The organism is Kitasatospora sp. NPDC089509 (assembly GCF_044749365.1).
In the GTDB taxonomy this organism is placed as follows: domain Bacteria; phylum Actinomycetota; class Actinomycetes; order Streptomycetales; family Streptomycetaceae; genus Kitasatospora.
This window is the reverse complement of record NZ_JBIVHS010000008.1, coordinates 227,894-242,446: the sequence shown is the minus strand read 5'-3', so window position 1 is coordinate 242,446 and position 14,553 is coordinate 227,894. Positions and strand designations below refer to the sequence as shown.

The window sequence follows — 14,553 nt, the reverse complement described above, 5'->3', positions numbered from 1 at the left end:
GTTGTTGTGGGGGGGGGGGGTGTTCAACACCCCCTCGGGGGCACACCGCCCCCCCCCCCCCCCCGGGGCGCGGGGGGGGGGGGGCCCCCCCCCCCCCCGGCCCCCGCCCCGGCCGTACGGAACCCGTATCGGCCCCGTACGGGATCCGTCAAAGCCCAATCTCCTTACAGGACGGCGGAGTTAACCTCACGCCGACAGCAGACCGGCGACAACGGGGGTGCTCCATGGCCGTCCTCACGACCGGGTACGTCGTCCAGAGCAGCGCCGACCGGCACCGCCGCCTCCGCCACGCACTGGCGGTCATCGGCCTGTCCACCGGCCTGATCCTCGGCGTCATCGCCGTGGACGTCTACCTCGACCGCCGGCTCGCCATCGTCCTGGGCCTGCTCTACCCCGCCGCCCTGATCGCCGTCTTCACACTGCGCGGCGAGGCCGTCCGCAACCCCGCCTTCCAGAAGGCCCTGACCGGGTGCCTCGCCATCATGACCCTCACCGGCCTGTTCGCGTACCTGCTCGGGGCCAACGCCTGGCGCGGCCTGATCCTGCGCTCCGGCAGCGAGGTGACCGCCGTGGTCCGCGCCGAGCGGATCGAGAAGTCCAACCGGGGCGCCGTGTCCCGCTCCTACGCCCTGACCACCCCCGACGGCACCCCCGTCCCCGGCGGCGACCTCCGACCGGACACGGCCCGCTTCCGGCCCGGTTACGTGATCACCGTCCGGATGGACCCGACCGGCCGGGTCGCCCCCGAACTCCCCGGCGAGGCCGACTCCCCCGCCCCGCTCCTGGGCTTCCTCACCCTCAACGCCGTCCTCGACGGCATCATCCTCTGGTCCGTCCGCCGCCCCACCGACCGTCGAGGCACGTGACTCGCCTCACTCCGCCGCCCTGAAACCCCGTCGGCCCACCGGCCGTCCTGTTCTTCGCACCATCTCCGATGGACGGACAGTGCGGGGGGATCAGCCGTGGGTGATGACGCCGCCAAGGCCGGCGGACCGGAGTTCAAGATCCGGCCGGGCGAACCGACGGACGCCGCACCGACCTTCGAGAACCGGAGCAAGGCGCTCAGGGAGCCCCTGAGGACTCCCATGAACTCCTACCTGGCAGGATTCTTCGAGTCCTATCTCAACATCGAGACCGCACAATACGTGGACCGCCTCAAGCAGACCGTCACAGGCCTGCCGAACTGGAGTGAGCGCCTGAGGAAGCTGTTCGACGAATTGCTCACGGAGCGGACCGCGACCCGGGGCGAATTTTGCGACCGCACCTTCATCGAATTCGAGACCGACGAGGAGATGTACGCGTACCTGGAAGAAGTCCGGGCATACCTCTTCCTCGGCGCCACCGAAATCCCGCTCCCGCCCGACTGAGATCACATGGAACCCGAACTCGCCGGATTCATGCGGCAGTACCTCAACGTCGAGATGGCCTTCTCCTCCATGGAGCGCCTGAAGACGACCATCAGCAGGTCCAACCCGGCCTGGGGAGAGGACCTGCAGAGGTGGTTCACGCAACTCTTCGAGGAGCGGGATCTCACCCGAGGCGAGTACTGCGAGCTCACCTGGGTCGAGTTCGAGACGGACGAGGAGATGTATGCGTATCTGGAGAAGCTCCACACCTATCTCTTCCTCGACCAGGGGGAACTCCCCCTGCCTCCCGACTGAGGATGCGGGCGTACGCTTCCACCCCGTCGTAGCGAGGAGCGGGGGAAGGTCATGGCGGGGACGCGGAGCAGACGTGCGACGGTGGTGCTGACCGCCGCCCTGGTGGCGGCGGTGCCGGCCGGGACGTTCGGGCTGGTGGCGGTGAGCACGTACGTCGGGCTCGGGACGGCCTGGCTGCTCGGGCTGGTGATCGGGGTGGCCTGGATCGTCGGGCTGGTCCGGTTGCTGGGAGGTCCGGTGGGCTGCTGGGCGGCGATCCTCTCGGTGGCGCTGTGGGGCGGGGCGCTCGGGGAGGTGATCTCGGCCCGGGACGCGGTGATCCTGAACGCCCGTGGGCTGACCGTGACCGCGACGGTCGCCGAGGCGCACGACCACCCCGGCGACAAGCACCCGAACTCGACCTACGACCTGGCCGGCGCGCTCGGCCTGCCGATCCCCAACGGCACGGTGTACGGGGGCCTGCACTCCCACGCCGTCGGCGACCGGGTGGTGATCCGCTACGACCCGGAGGGCGTCGCGGCGGCGACCGCCCCGGGCGACGTGGACTTCGCGAAGGACCTGACGATCGCCGCCGCCCTGGACGCCGTGCTGATGGCCGCCGTCGCGGGCCTCGGCGTGGCGGTGGCCCGCAACGGCCGGCCCCGGCGGGTCCCGTTCCGGCGCGGACGCACCATCAGCGGGAAGAAGGACGGCTACCCCCGCACCACCCGGGCCCGCAGGTAGTTGCGCCGCCCGAAGTTGGGCTCGTCGACGGCCGTCAGCTCCTCGACCTGGAAGCGGTACAGCGCGGCCGCGCCGCCCCCGGTGAGGTACTGCCGCCGGACCTCCTCGTCCTGGGCGAAGGCCGGGTAGCGCCCCTGGTACGCCGCCAGCGCGGCCTCGGCCTGCCGCCCCCAGGCCTCGCTCGCGCTGCCGGTGAGCTGCAGCCCGCGCAGGTGCTCGCCGAAGGCCGGCGGCGGCAGGAAGACGGTGGCGGCGGCCCGGGCCTCGTCGGCCAGGTGGTGGCTGTGCCGGGTGGAGCGCTCGCTGACGAAGTACAGGACGAGGTCCTCGTCGTAGGCGAAGAAGGCCAGGTTGGCGTGCGGCCCGTGCTCGTGGCCGGCGGTGGCGAGGGTGAGCACCATGGCCTCGGCGAGCAGCCCTTCGACGCCCTTGTTCAGCAGGTCGCCCGGCCAGTCCCCCTGCGTGATGTCGAGTCGGTACGGCATTCGGCACTCCCCTCCGCTGGCGCCCGGCGCCTTCGTGCCCCGGACACGACTGAGCCGGGCGGGCGCCCCCGTCAGGGGCACCGCACCCGGCTCATATGCTCCACCCGCCGTCCGAAACCGGACAAGGGGCCGACAGGTCACGGACTGGCTAGTACTGCCGCGCCCCGGCCGAGGCGTAGCCGCGGCTGACCACCGGCGGCGTGCCGGGGCCCAGCAGGGGGCGCAGCGCGCCGGACCGCATCCGGTCCACCAGCGGCCCGCAGCGGCCGGCCAGCGGGGCCAGCAGCAGCGCGACCACGATGCCGACCAGGGCGCCGACCGCCACGTCGTGCGGGTAGTGCACGCCGACCCAGACCCGGGAGGCGGCCATCAGCGCCGCGAAGACGGTGGCGACGACGCCGAGCCGGCGGCTGACGAACCAGAGCGAGATCGCGGCGGCGAAGGCGATCACCGAGTGGTTGCTCGGGAAGGACCAGTCCCCGGCGGCCGGGCAGGTCTCCAGCGAGATGCTGCCCTTGATCTGGGCGCACGGCCGGAGTTCCTCGACCATGCCCTTGAGCACCGAGTTGATCCCGTACGCGACGACCACGATCACCGGCGAGGCCAGCACCCGGGCCATCACGGCGGAGTCGGCGCCGCGCGCCCGCCACCAGGCGTAGAGCATGAACAGCGCGAACAGGCCGAGGCCGATCGCCGACCAGACCTTGATCACGTCGTCCAGCCAGTGCGGGGCCGACTGGGCCCACCCGTTGACCCGGGTGTAGAGACCGCCGTCGATCCCGCTGCCGTCGTAGACGGCCAGGGCCCGAGAGGACATCACACGTCACCTCCGTGACGGCGCGCCTTACGGGCGCGGAACAGTTCGAGAACAATGGGGAACACGGAGACAACTACTACCAGACCGATGATCGGCAGCAGATATTGGTCGATCCCGGGAATCGAGGATCCGAGCCCGTACCCGGCCAGCACCACGCCGACCGTCCAGACCACGCCGCCCGTCACCTGCCAGAAGGTGAACGAGCGAGCCGGCACTTCGAGTACGCCGCACAGCGGATTGAGCACCGTCCGGACCACCGGGATGAACCGGGCCAGGACGATCGCCTTGCCGTGCCCGTACTTGGCGAGCAGCTCCTCGGCCCGGGCCACGCCCTCCAGCAGGCTCTTGCGCCGGGTGCGGGCGAGCAGCGCCCGGCCGCCGCGCCGACCGATCAGGTAGCCGACCTGGGCCCCGGCGAGCGCACCGACCAGGGCGGCCGGGATCACCTGCCACAGGTGCAGCTGCGGCCCCTTGGTGGCGCCGGGCACGCAGAGCAGGCCCGCGGTGAACAGCAGCGAGTCGCCGGGCAGGAAGAAGCCCACCAGCAGACCGGTCTCGGCGAAGAGCACCACGGCGATGCCCAGTGCGCCGAAGGCGGCGAGCAGCGAGGAGGCGTCCAGCACGTTCACCGCGAGGTGAGCGGCCGGATCGGCAGGGAACTGGAGCAAGGCTGGCGGACCTCCCGTACGTTGGAGGGCGGTTTCCCCGCGGTTCGCCGCAGGACCCGCCCGGACCGTCTACAGTGACGTAGACGGTCTACATGACTGTAGACGAAAGTTGGAGGAAGCGCCGCCATGTCCGACGTACCGTCCGCCCGTCGGCCCGCCGGGGAGCTGGAGGCCGAGGTGCTGGCCGCCCTGTGGTCGGCCCGGCAGCCGATGACGCCGCAGGACGTCCAGACGGCGCTCGGCGGGGACCTCGCCCGCACCACCATCGCGACGATCCTGGCCCGGCTGCACGACAAGGGGACGGTCGAGCGCACCCGGGCGGGCCGCGCCTACGCCTACACCCCGACCGTCCAGGACACCGCGGGCCTCGCCGCCCGCCGGATGCACACCGAGCTGGGCCGCGAGGCCGACCGCTCCACCGTGCTCGCCCGGTTCGTGTCCGACCTCTCCGCCGAGGACGAGCAGCTGCTGCGCGCCCTGCTCGGCGGCGGTGACGGCAACGGCGGTGACGGCAACGGCGGCGACGGTCCACGACCGGGATCGGCGGGCGCGCCGTGATGATCGCCGTCTGGGCGCCGCTGCTGCTGCCCTTCCTGACCGCCCCGCTGGCCCGCCGGCTCGCCGAGGCGCTGCCGCCCCGGGCCGCGGCCTGGCTGCTGGCCGGCACCGCCACCGTCCTGGCCGGCGGCACCCTCTGCTCGCTCGGGCTGCTCGCCGCCGCCGGACTGCTCCAGCTGCCCCCGGTCGCCGCCCTCGGCCACCTCTCGCTGCCCTGGCTCACCGCCGACGCACCCGGCGCCCCGCTCGCGGCGGCCGTGGCCGGCCTCGCGCTGGCCGCGCTCACCGCCCTGGCGGTCCGGACCGTCGGCCGCCGCCGCCGGGAACTGCGGGCCGCCCGGGCCGCACTGCCCGTCGGAACGGCCACCGGGACCGCTCCGACGGCCCCCGGGACGGCCGCTGAGACGGCCCCCGACCAGCATCCGGACATGCGCCCCCGGAGCGCCTCCGTGCGCCGGGCGCGCGCCACGGACCGGCTGCGGCAGGCCCTGGAACGGCTGCGCCACCCCGCCGAGCACCCGCTCACCGTGCTGGACGACGACCGCGCCGACGCCTTCGCCCTCCCCGGCCGTCTGGGCCGCCCCGGCCGGACCGGCGAGCCCGGGCGGATCGTGGTCACCTCCGGCATGCTGCGCGCCCTCAGCGGGCCGGAGCGCTCCGCCCTGCTCGCCCACGAGCGCGCCCACCTGACCGGCCGCCACCACGTCTTCCTCGCCCTCGCCGAGCACGCCGCCGACCTCCACCCGGCGCTCCGCCCGCTGCGCGCGCCCCTCGGGTACCACCTGGAGCGCTGGGCCGACGAGGTGGCCGCCGCCCGGGTCGGCGACCGCACCGTGACCGCCCGCGCGGTCGGCCGGGCCGCCCTCGCCGCCAGCCGCTCGCCCTGGCCGGCCCGCCCCCGGCTGGTCGCCGCCGCCCACTCCGGCCCGGTCCCGCGCCGGGTCGCCGCACTGCTCCAGCCCCGCCCCTCCACCACCCCGGCCACCCGGCTGCGGGCCGTCGCCCTGGCCCTGGCCGCCTGCCTGGCCCTGACCACCGGCGCCACCCTGGAGGCCACCGCCGACCTCCACCACACCGTCGAGACCGCCCAGCACGAACCCGGCACGGAGCGCTAGGGCGGCTCCGACGCCCTGGGACCCGCACCGGGCCCCGCCCCGGGACAGCGCACCGCACCACCTCGGAACGGTTTCCGTACCGACCGGTATCCGGACTTGGCAGACCCCGTCCCCACATGCCCACCGCACCCGTACGCTTTCGTCAGCGCGTCGACCCCGACGCGTCCTCGAACGGCGGCGAGGAGCAACGCGAGTGCGGCAGACCGGACGGCAGTCCCGACGACCAGAACGCCGCACCCCGCCGACCGCGACGGAACTGGCCAAGGTCCACGAGCGGACCCTCGCCGACGCCGCCGCCCGGGAACTCGTCCTCCCCGAGACCGGCGGCCCGGGCGGGCCCGGCCGGCTCGAACCCCGCCCCGAGATCGGCGACTCCTGGGCCCGGCTGCGCCGCCTCGGCCTCGACCCCGACACCGGCGCCGCCACCGTCCTGCTCGGCCCCGCCGAGCTGGAGCAGCGCCGCCGGACCAGCGGGCTGGACAACGTCATGCCGGTGCTGCGCGAGACCCTGCTCGCCCCGGTCGGCCAGGCCCCGCTGATCCTCGCCATCGCCGACGCCGACGGCCATGTGCTCTGGCAGGAGGGCGAGCGCGGCCTGCGCCGCAGCGCCGACCGGATCGGCTTCGTCACCGGCGCCCGCTGGATCGAGGAGAGCGTCGGCACCAACGGCATCGGCGTCGCACTGCGCGCCCAGCGCCCGATGCACGTCCACTCCGCCGAGCACTACCTGCGCAGCCACCACACCTGGACCTGCGTGGCCGCGCCGGTGCACGACCCGGCCACCGGCCGGCTGGTCGGCGCGGTCAACCTCAGCGGCCCGGCCCGCAACGTCCGCCCGTACCTGCTCCAGCTCACCGCCACCGCCGCCCGGCTCGCCGAGACCGAACTGCGCGCCCACCGGCTGGAGGCGCTGAACCAGCTGCGCACGCTGGCCGCCCCGCTGCTCGCCCGGGTCGGCGGCCCGGCCCTGGTGGTGGACGCGGCCGGCTGGACCGCCGCCTCGGCCGGGCTGCCGCCACCCAGCCGACTGCGGATCCCCAGCGAGGGCTGGGCCCCGGCCGCCGTGCACTGGGTGCCGGGGCTGGGCGAGTGCGTACTGGAACCGCTCGCGGACGGCTGGCTGGTCCGCCCGGTCCGCCGGGCCCGGGACGGCGAGCCGGACGGCCCCGGCACGGTGAGCGCCGAACGGGCCGAGGGCGCCCGGCTCCGGCTCGACCTGCGCCGCCCGGACCGCGCCGAACTGTCCGTCCGGGGCACGGCCGACAGCTGGTCGCACCCGGTCAGCCCGCGTCACGCCGAGCTCCTGCTGCTGCTCGCCACCACCCGCGAGGGCAACACCGCGGCGCAGCTCGCCGAGGCGCTGTTCGGCGACGCCGGGCGGACGGTGACGGTGCGCGCCGAACTCTCCCGGCTGCGCCGCTACCTGGGCGGCCTGCTGGCCCACCGGCCGTACCGCTTCGCCGACTCGGTGCTGGTCACCGTGGAGGGGCCGGAGGACCCGCTCGACCTGCTGCCCGCCTCCACCGCGCCGGCCGTCCGGCGGCTGCGGGCGGAACTGGCGGCGGGCCTGGTCCGGCTGCCGGACGCCGCCGGGACCGTACCGCCGCCGCGGCGCGCGGCCGAGAACGGCGTTCCCGGTGCGACCGGCGTTCCCGGTACGACCGGCGTTCCCGGTACGACCGGCGTTCCCGGTACGACCGGCGTTCTCGGTCAGCCCAGGAACGGCACCGCCGGGGTTCAGCCGCCCGTGAGCAGGGCGGCCAACTGGGCGTCGGTCGGGCCGCAGTCGCGCTCCGCCTCGGCCGAGACCAGTGCGTAGGTGCGGTCCAGCCAGGACTGCACCCGGGGCTTGGAGGCCTCCAACAGGGCGCTGCCGTGCGGGGATTCGAGCGCCAGGTGCAGCGTCGAGCCGTGGCAGGGGCAGTAGGCCGGCCACAGCTTGACGTCGCCCTGGCCGCTCAGCGTCCGCAGTCCGTCGCGCAGCAGGTCGCGTGAGAACACCCAGTCCGCCTCGTCCGGACGCCCCACGTGGAAGGTCAGCAGCACCTCGTAGGGGCGTGCGGCGTCGAAGCGGAACCGGGTGCGCACCTCGCCGACCACTTCCTCGCCCAGCGAGATCCGCAGCATCAGCACCTCCTCCACCGCCGCCGGAGCGGCGGTGGAGCCGCCCCCATCGCCGCCCGTGGGGGTGGCGGCGAGGGGGGCACTGGAGGCTGCGGACAGCGGGTCGGGCGGCATGACGGTCTCTCCGGGAACGGCGCGGGATGCCATCAGCCTGCGCCACCCGCGACCGGGCGGGCAAGGGTTGCAAGGGGGTTGCAACCACCCCTGGACGACCCGACGAACCACCATCAGTCCTATCAGACGGATCGTCAACTTCCTTTTGTCGAACGGATGTCCGGAAAAGCCGTCGACCAGGTCTGCACTCCGGCCGCCCGCTGGTACGCTCTCCCCCTCCCCGCGGCGGGACCGGCCCCGGGACGGCCGGATCCGGGCCCGGCGGCGGTGCGTGGGAGAATACGGCGACGCGACGGCGGCTTCGGGGAGGGAGGGGTCCGGTGGCTGTGCGTGGGGAGACCACGCGGGACGTGCAGCACGAGCCCGCACGACAGGGTCGGCACGGGCGGCCGCGCCCGTTCGGCGGCCGGTTCCGACTGCCCACCCTGCGCTTCTCCGGTGCCGCGATGGCGATGTCCACCGTGGTCGGCATCAGCATCGCCACCACCCTCCTGCTGAACGAGCAGCAGGGCATCGGCCGGCGGGCCGGCGTCGCCCGGGTCGGCACCAGCCCGCCGCCCAGCCCCGGCGACACCGACCAGGCCGAGACCGCCTCCGACCAGACCACCGACGCCCCCGCCCCCTCCGGCCGGCCGCACCCGCCGAAGCCCTCGGGGCACGCCCCGGCGCATCCGTCCGGACCCGCGAACGCCGCGCCCACCCCGCCGTCCGGCCTGCGGACGGGCAGTGCGGTCCCGGTCGTCCCGTCCGTCGGCGGGGAGGCCGCCACCGGGCACGACCCACGGTCCGCGACGGGCAGCCCCGCGGGCGGCTCCGGGCCGAACGCCACCGAGGCGGGCGGGCGGCCTGGCGCCACCGGACCCTCGGCCTCGGCCACGGCCACGGCCCAACCGTCCGGCACATCCGGTCAGTCCGGCGCGTCCACCGCGTCCGGTCAGCCCAGCCCTTCCGCCGGACAGCCCGGTCAACCAGGTCAGCCCGGACAGCCCGGCCCCTCGGGGCAGCCCGGACCGCCCGGTGCCGGAACGGCCGACGCCGGCCGGTCCCCGCGCCCGCCCGCACTCCAGCCGGCCAACCCCGCCCGGCCCGGTGCTGCCGTCGGCCCGGTCGGTCCCACGCCGGGCACCACGGCCCCCGGCTCCACCCCCCGCCCTGACGACGCCCCCGCCGCCGGGGCCGAGGACGCCACCCCGGAGGCCGAGCGGACCCTGACCGGCACCGGCCTGACCGGCCCGGTCGGACGGGACGGCCTGCGGCACGCCCTCGACCTCACCGTGACCGAGCCCGTCACCGCCCTCCAGGCCGAATTCCGGCTTGTCCCGGGCGAGTTGGCCCCCGGCAGCGGCACCGCCTGGACCGACCTGCCGGGCGCCGTGGTGACCGTCCAGCAGGAACGCGGCAGCCTGGTCTACCGCTTCACCACTCCGCCCGGCACCGACGTCAGGCCCGGTCGGTACGGATTCGCGGTGCGCGGCAGCCGCCCGGCCGACCACCCCGTCGGCCCGACCCGCAGGCCGGGCCCGCAGGAGAGCTGGAACGCCGCCGCCTTCGGCATCGACCACCCCCGTGCGGTGGCCGCGCTCGGCGGCTTCGGCCCGCTGTCGCCGCAGCCCGCCCAGCAGTTGGCCCACCGGTCCCGCTGACCGCCGCCCGCCCGCCTGCCGTTCCCTCCCCTTCCCACCGCCCACTCGACCGTTCCGATCGTCCGACGATCAGCCGGCCGGGCTCATCCCCGCACCTCCGTTCGTTACTGTGAGCAGCACCCGGCCCGGCGCCCCCACCGGCCCCGGCCCGGGCCGTCGTTCCGGATCCGAGGAGGAGTCCTTGTCCACCGTCCTGACCCAAGGCGGCAATGCACCGCTGACCGCCGCGCGGGTGACCGTCGAGGTCACCGCGCCCAAGGCGCTGGACGTCTCCGGCCTGTTGCTGACCGAGAACGGCAAGGTCCGCTCGGACGCCGACTTCGTCTTCTTCAACGCCCCGCACGGACCCGGCGTCAGTCTGCGCCCGGCCACCGCCGGGGCGCCGGACGCGATCACCGTCGACACCACGGCCGTCCCGGCCGGGATCAGCAAGGTCGTGGTCACCGCCAGCCCGGCCGACCAGTCCGCGACCTTCGCCGGGATCGAGCCCACCGCCACCGTCCGGGACACCGAGACCGGCGAGGTGCTGGTCACCTTCACCCCGCCCCGACTGGGCCGGGAGACCGCGCTGATCGTGGTCGAGGTCTACCGCCGGGGCGGCGCCTGGAAGGTGCGCGCGGTCGGCCAGGGCTACGCCGACGGCCTGGCGGGCATCGCCACCGACTTCGGCGTCACCGTCGACGACTCCCCGGCCCCGGCCTCCGCCGGTGGGGTGACCGTGCAGTTCACCACCCCGCCGCTGCCGCCCCTGCCCCCGGTTCCCCCGGTGCCGCCGCTTCCGCCCCTCCCCGAGGTTCCGCCGCTGCCCCCGTTGGACCCCCGGATCGCCCTGGCCACCATCCCCGCCATGCCCGCCGCCCCACCGGCCCCCACCCCGACCGTGCCCGCGCCGGCCGCCGCCGAACGCCCCAAGGTCACCCTGGACAAGGGCCGGGTCAACCTGGTCAAGGGCAGCTCCGTCTCACTGGTGAAGAACGGCCGCCCCTTCCTCTCCTCGGTCCGGATGGCCCTCGGCTGGGAGTCCGCCGCCCGCGGCCGCGACATCGACCTGGACGCCTCCTGCCTCGCCTTCGACGCCCGGCACAAGCGGCTGGAGACGGCCTGGTTCATGAAGCTGACCATCTTCAACGGCGCGATCTCCCACTCCGGTGACAACCTGGTCGGCGGCGACGGCGGCGACGACGAGGCGATCACCGTCCACCTGGACGGCCTGCCGGCCGAGGTCCACGCGCTGGTGTTCGTGGTCAACTCCTTCTCCGGCCAGAACTTCACCGAGCTGCGCAACGCCTACTGCCGCCTGGTGGACGTCCGCACCGAGGAGGAGCTGGTCCGCTTCGACCTGACCCACTCCGAGCCGCGCACCGGCGTGGTGATGTGCAAGCTGGTCCGCCGCCCCTCCGGCGAGTGGGAGATGACGGCGCTCGGCGAGTTCGTCGACGGCAAGACCGCCCGGGCGATGATCGAACCCTCCGCCGCGCTGCTCTGACCCCTGCCCCCGGCCCAGCCCGGAACGTCACGCCCACGCCCGCGAATTCACCCTCCTGGGGTCTCAAGTCGTCCACGGATCGACTCGATTGACTCTCCGGGGGGTGATTCGCGTTCTCCCCCGCACTTCCGCACCCGTGCACCCGTGGAGGAGAGACCGTGCGCCGCTTCCCGTCCCGCCTCGCCGTCGCCGGCACCGCCGTCGCCCTCGCCGTCGGCCTGACCACGCCCACCGCCGCCCAGGCCGCCGCCAAGCCCGCCGTCCGGGCCGGCGCACTGAAGTGGGCCACCCTCGGCGACTCCTACACCGCGGGCCTGATCGCGGCCGCCGGTGCCCTGACCGAGCCCGAGGACGGCTGTGCCCGCACCACCGGCTCCTACCCCGAGCTGATCCGCCAGGAGCTCGGTCCCCTGGCCGACCTGCACAACCCCAGCTGCAGCGGCGCCACCACGCTGAACGTCTACGCGGACAAGCAGATCCCGCAGGGCCGCCCGCTCCCCCCGCTCGGCACCGACCCCAACGCCCCCTACCCGGCCGTCCCCCCGCAGATCGACGCCGTCGCCCCGGAATCCGACGTGGTCACCGTCCAGGTCGGCGGCAACGACCTCGGCTTCGCCCAGATCCTCAAGGACTGCATCGAACTCGGCGCCGCCAACCTCGGCACGGGCACCCCCTGCAAGGACAAGTACAACGCCCAACTTCCCGACCGCTTCGCCCAGTTGCGCAACAACTACGACACCATGCTCGGCGCGCTGCACCAGCAGGCCCCGAAGGCCCGGGTGATCACCGTCGGCTACCCCCATCTGTTCCCCGCGGACACCACCCGCTGCCGCTACGGCGACCTGCTGCAGTTCGGCACCTTCACCCTCGGCGACCTCGCCTGGGCCCGCACCAACATCCTGGAGCCGCTCAACCTGGCCATCGAGCAGGTGAGTTCGGCCCAGCAGGACACCTACGTGGACCTCTACCCCGGCTCCGCCGGGCACAGCGTCTGCGACTCCGACCACTGGATCAACGGCCTGCTGAGCAGCGTCGTCCCGCTCCAGTACGCCCTGGTGCACCCCAACGCCGAGGGCCAGGCCTTCATGGCCGCCCAGGTCGAGTCCACCGTCCTCGGCTGACGGTTCCCCGGGAAAACCACTGGCGTACCCCGTCCCCGGGGATCATCCTGGCCGGATGATCATCCGCGAAGCCACCCCCGAGGACTGGTCGGCCATCTGGCCGTTCTTCCGCACCATCGTCGCCGCCGGCGAGACCTTCCCCTACCCCCTCGACATGCCCTCCGAGCTGGGCCGGGAGTGGTGGATGCACTCCGCCCCCGACCGCACGGTGGTCGCGGTGGACGACGACGGCCGGGTCCTCGGCACCGCCACCATGAACCGCAACCGCCCCGGCAACGGCGGGCACGTGGCCAGCGCCAGCTACATGGTCGACCCGGCGCACCACGGCAAGGGCATCGGGCGGGCCCTGGTCGAGGACAGCATCGACTGGGCCCGCCGGGCCGGCTACCGCGCCATGCAGTTCAACGCGGTGGCCGCCAACAACCACCATGCCGTCAAGCTCTACCGGTCACTGGGCTTCGAGATCGTCGGCACCGTCCCCGAAGCCTTCCACCACCCGGTCGACGGCTACGTCGGCCTGCACGTCATGCACCTCCCGCTCTGAGCGGCCTACTCCTCGATCGCCCCGCCGACCCGCCGCAGGTGCTGCCGGAAGCTGTACGACGGGTCGGCGGCCCGCCCCTCCAGGTACTCCTCGAACCGGGTCTGCCGCCGCAGGGTGTCCCCGGCCGTGATCCGCTCCGCCTGGGTGCGCTCGGTCCGGGCGATCACCTCCGCCGTCGCCAGCACCTCCTCGACCCGGTCGGCCGGCACGAACAGCACCCCGTCGGCGTCCGCGAACACCACGTCGCCGACCCCCACCCGGTGCGGCCCGAACCGCGCCGACTCCAGCGCCTCCGGCTCCCGCCCGTCCAGCCGCAGCGGGCCCAGCGGCAGCGCGCCGTAGCTGAACACCGGCAGCCCGATCTCCACCAGCTCCGGGGTGTCCCGGTGCAGCCCCCACACCACGATCCCGGCCACCCCGGCGGCCCGCGCCTCCAGCACCGCGAGGTCCCCGATGCAGGCCTCGTCGGTCCGCCCGCCGTTGTCGATCACCAGCACGTCCCCGTCGAGCGCCGACCCGTACGCCTCCAGGAACACGTCCACGCTCCCGTAGTGCCGCACCGGCAGCACCCGCCCCGCCACCCGGGCCCCGGCCACCACCGCCGCCACCCCCACCGGCGCCGCCCGCACCCCCACCCCGAGCCGCACACAGGCATCCGCCACCAACGGCGTGGACAGCTCCGCGAACTGCTTCAACATCCCCAACTCCTCCCGCCAAAAACCCAGTTGACCAGCCCCGAAATCCTACGCCGGGCCCCAAACTCACACCATCGAGTGAAAGTCCGCCGTGTACTGCATAACCCGACCAATGGGCGAATAGCGTGACGTTCATCCGAAGGAGGGGCATCATGAGTGCTGTGGCGCATGAGCAACCGATCACGAACTCCCCATCGCAGGCCGACATCCTGCTGGAGAGCTTCCTGAGCCTGCACTCCCCCGAAGGCTTCCGGGCTGAGCTCATCGAGGGAGAGATCATCGTGGCACCACCGCCGGACGGCGATCACGAGGACCACATCAATCACCTGACCAAGCAGGTGATCCGGCGTTCCAAGACCGACATGAGCCTGTCCAACAACAAGGGCCTTCGCCTGGTGAGTGGCGGCCTCTGTCCGAAGAACCACGTGATCCCGGACGCCATGTACGCACCCGAGGAGCTCCGCATCCTCCGGGGTGCGCCACCATGGATGGAACCGGACGGCATCGAGCTGGTCGCCGAAGTCACCTCCAGCAAGCCCAACCAGGACCGCATCGCCAAGCGGCATTGCTACGCCCGGGCCGGCATCCCGCTCTACCTCCTCATCGACCGCGAGAAATCGCAGGTCAGCCTCTTCTCCAAGCCCCACCGCGACGAGTACACCGAGGTCCACCTCGCCGCCTTCGGCGAGCCCCTCGCCCTCCCCGCCCCGTTCGAGTTCGAGCTGGACACCAAGGACTTCCTCTGACCGCTCCCTGAACACGAAAACGGCCCGCACCCCCCGTCAGGGGTGCGGGCCGT

General features: G+C 73.9%; 17 protein-coding genes. 12 read left to right on the top strand and 5 right to left on the bottom strand.

The window, feature by feature from the left end; translation table 11 throughout:
* Positions 1-224: 224 nt before the first annotated feature.
* The 4 genes from ACIP4P_RS19765 (at position 225) to ACIP4P_RS19750 (ending at position 2,384) form a co-directional block, all read left to right on the top strand.
* Positions 225-866 (top strand): hypothetical protein, encoded by a 642-nt coding sequence (locus tag ACIP4P_RS19765; RefSeq protein WP_400920124.1) that lies wholly within the window; start codon positions 225-227, stop codon positions 864-866.
* Positions 867-962: 96 nt separating this feature from the next.
* Positions 963-1,367 (top strand): hypothetical protein, encoded by a 405-nt coding sequence (locus tag ACIP4P_RS19760; protein ID WP_400920122.1) that lies wholly within the window; start codon positions 963-965, stop codon positions 1,365-1,367.
* A 6-nt stretch (positions 1,368-1,373) separates the two neighbouring features.
* Positions 1,374-1,661, top strand: coding sequence for a hypothetical protein (locus ACIP4P_RS19755; protein ID WP_400920120.1), 288 nt, complete (start codon positions 1,374-1,376; stop codon positions 1,659-1,661).
* A 51-nt stretch (positions 1,662-1,712) separates the two neighbouring features.
* Positions 1,713-2,384, top strand: coding sequence for a hypothetical protein (locus ACIP4P_RS19750; RefSeq protein WP_400920118.1), 672 nt, complete (start codon positions 1,713-1,715; stop codon positions 2,382-2,384).
* Here ACIP4P_RS19750 and ACIP4P_RS19745 read toward each other — a convergent pair.
* From ACIP4P_RS19745 to ACIP4P_RS19735, 3 genes are all read right to left on the bottom strand, one after another.
* Positions 2,354-2,869, bottom strand: a complete 516-nt coding sequence (locus ACIP4P_RS19745; RefSeq protein WP_400920116.1) for a pyridoxamine 5'-phosphate oxidase family protein — start codon at positions 2,867-2,869, stop codon at positions 2,354-2,356. The genes ACIP4P_RS19750 and ACIP4P_RS19745 overlap by 31 nt on opposite strands.
* Positions 2,870-3,017: 148 nt before the next feature.
* Positions 3,018-3,686 (bottom strand): phosphatase PAP2 family protein, encoded by a 669-nt coding sequence (locus tag ACIP4P_RS19740; RefSeq protein ID WP_400920114.1) that lies wholly within the window; start codon positions 3,684-3,686, stop codon positions 3,018-3,020.
* The gene (locus ACIP4P_RS19735) at positions 3,686-4,354 is read right to left on the bottom strand and encodes a DedA family protein (RefSeq protein WP_400920112.1); all 669 of its coding nucleotides are present in this window, start codon (positions 4,352-4,354) and stop codon (positions 3,686-3,688) included. The genes ACIP4P_RS19740 and ACIP4P_RS19735 overlap by 1 nt, the downstream gene beginning before the upstream one ends.
* A 126-nt stretch (positions 4,355-4,480) precedes the next feature.
* Between ACIP4P_RS19735 and ACIP4P_RS19730 the strand changes: the two genes are divergently transcribed.
* The 3 genes from ACIP4P_RS19730 to ACIP4P_RS19720 all read left to right on the top strand — a co-directional run bounded on the left by ACIP4P_RS19730 (position 4,481) and on the right by ACIP4P_RS19720 (position 7,846).
* The gene (locus ACIP4P_RS19730) at positions 4,481-4,912 is read left to right on the top strand and encodes a BlaI/MecI/CopY family transcriptional regulator (protein WP_400920110.1); all 432 of its coding nucleotides are present in this window, start codon (positions 4,481-4,483) and stop codon (positions 4,910-4,912) included.
* Positions 4,912-6,027 carry a M56 family metallopeptidase gene (locus ACIP4P_RS19725; RefSeq protein WP_400920108.1) on the top strand — a complete coding sequence of 372 codons (1,116 nt, stop codon included), beginning with the start codon at positions 4,912-4,914 and terminating at the stop codon, positions 6,025-6,027. Before ACIP4P_RS19730 ends, ACIP4P_RS19725 begins: the two co-directional genes overlap by 1 nt.
* 193 nt (positions 6,028-6,220) lie before the next feature.
* Positions 6,221-7,846 carry a GAF domain-containing protein gene (locus ACIP4P_RS19720; RefSeq protein ID WP_400920106.1) on the top strand — a complete coding sequence of 542 codons (1,626 nt, stop codon included), beginning with the start codon at positions 6,221-6,223 and terminating at the stop codon, positions 7,844-7,846.
* Here the strand turns inward: ACIP4P_RS19720 and ACIP4P_RS19715 are convergent.
* The gene (locus ACIP4P_RS19715; RefSeq protein ID WP_400920104.1) at positions 7,765-8,265 is read right to left on the bottom strand and encodes an SsgA family sporulation/cell division regulator; all 501 of its coding nucleotides are present in this window, start codon (positions 8,263-8,265) and stop codon (positions 7,765-7,767) included. The two genes, ACIP4P_RS19720 and ACIP4P_RS19715, sit on opposite strands and share 82 nt — an antisense overlap.
* Before the next feature lie 320 nt (positions 8,266-8,585).
* Between ACIP4P_RS19715 and ACIP4P_RS19710 the strand changes: the two genes are divergently transcribed.
* The 4 genes from ACIP4P_RS19710 (at position 8,586) to ACIP4P_RS19695 (ending at position 13,059) form a co-directional block, all read left to right on the top strand.
* Positions 8,586-9,908, top strand: a complete 1,323-nt coding sequence (locus tag ACIP4P_RS19710; RefSeq protein ID WP_400920102.1) for a hypothetical protein — start codon at positions 8,586-8,588, stop codon at positions 9,906-9,908.
* Positions 9,909-10,101: 193 nt separating this feature from the next.
* Positions 10,102-11,394, top strand: coding sequence for a TerD family protein (locus ACIP4P_RS19705; protein ID WP_400920301.1), 1,293 nt, complete (start codon positions 10,102-10,104; stop codon positions 11,392-11,394).
* A 158-nt stretch (positions 11,395-11,552) separates the two neighbouring features.
* Positions 11,553-12,515, top strand: a complete 963-nt coding sequence (locus ACIP4P_RS19700) for an SGNH/GDSL hydrolase family protein (protein ID WP_400920100.1) — start codon at positions 11,553-11,555, stop codon at positions 12,513-12,515.
* 55 nt (positions 12,516-12,570) lie between these two features.
* Complete coding sequence (locus tag ACIP4P_RS19695; protein ID WP_400920098.1) at positions 12,571-13,059, top strand: GNAT family N-acetyltransferase; 489 nt, start codon at positions 12,571-12,573, stop codon at positions 13,057-13,059.
* A gap of 5 nt (positions 13,060-13,064) precedes the next feature.
* On the opposite strand, the gene ACIP4P_RS19690 is transcribed toward ACIP4P_RS19695, so the two are convergent.
* Positions 13,065-13,757, bottom strand: a complete 693-nt coding sequence (locus tag ACIP4P_RS19690) for an RraA family protein (RefSeq protein WP_400920096.1) — start codon at positions 13,755-13,757, stop codon at positions 13,065-13,067.
* Positions 13,758-13,906: 149 nt separating this feature from the next.
* Between ACIP4P_RS19690 and ACIP4P_RS19685 the strand changes: the two genes are divergently transcribed.
* Positions 13,907-14,500 (top strand): Uma2 family endonuclease, encoded by a 594-nt coding sequence (locus ACIP4P_RS19685; RefSeq protein ID WP_400920094.1) that lies wholly within the window; start codon positions 13,907-13,909, stop codon positions 14,498-14,500.
* Positions 14,501-14,553 lie beyond the last annotated feature (53 nt).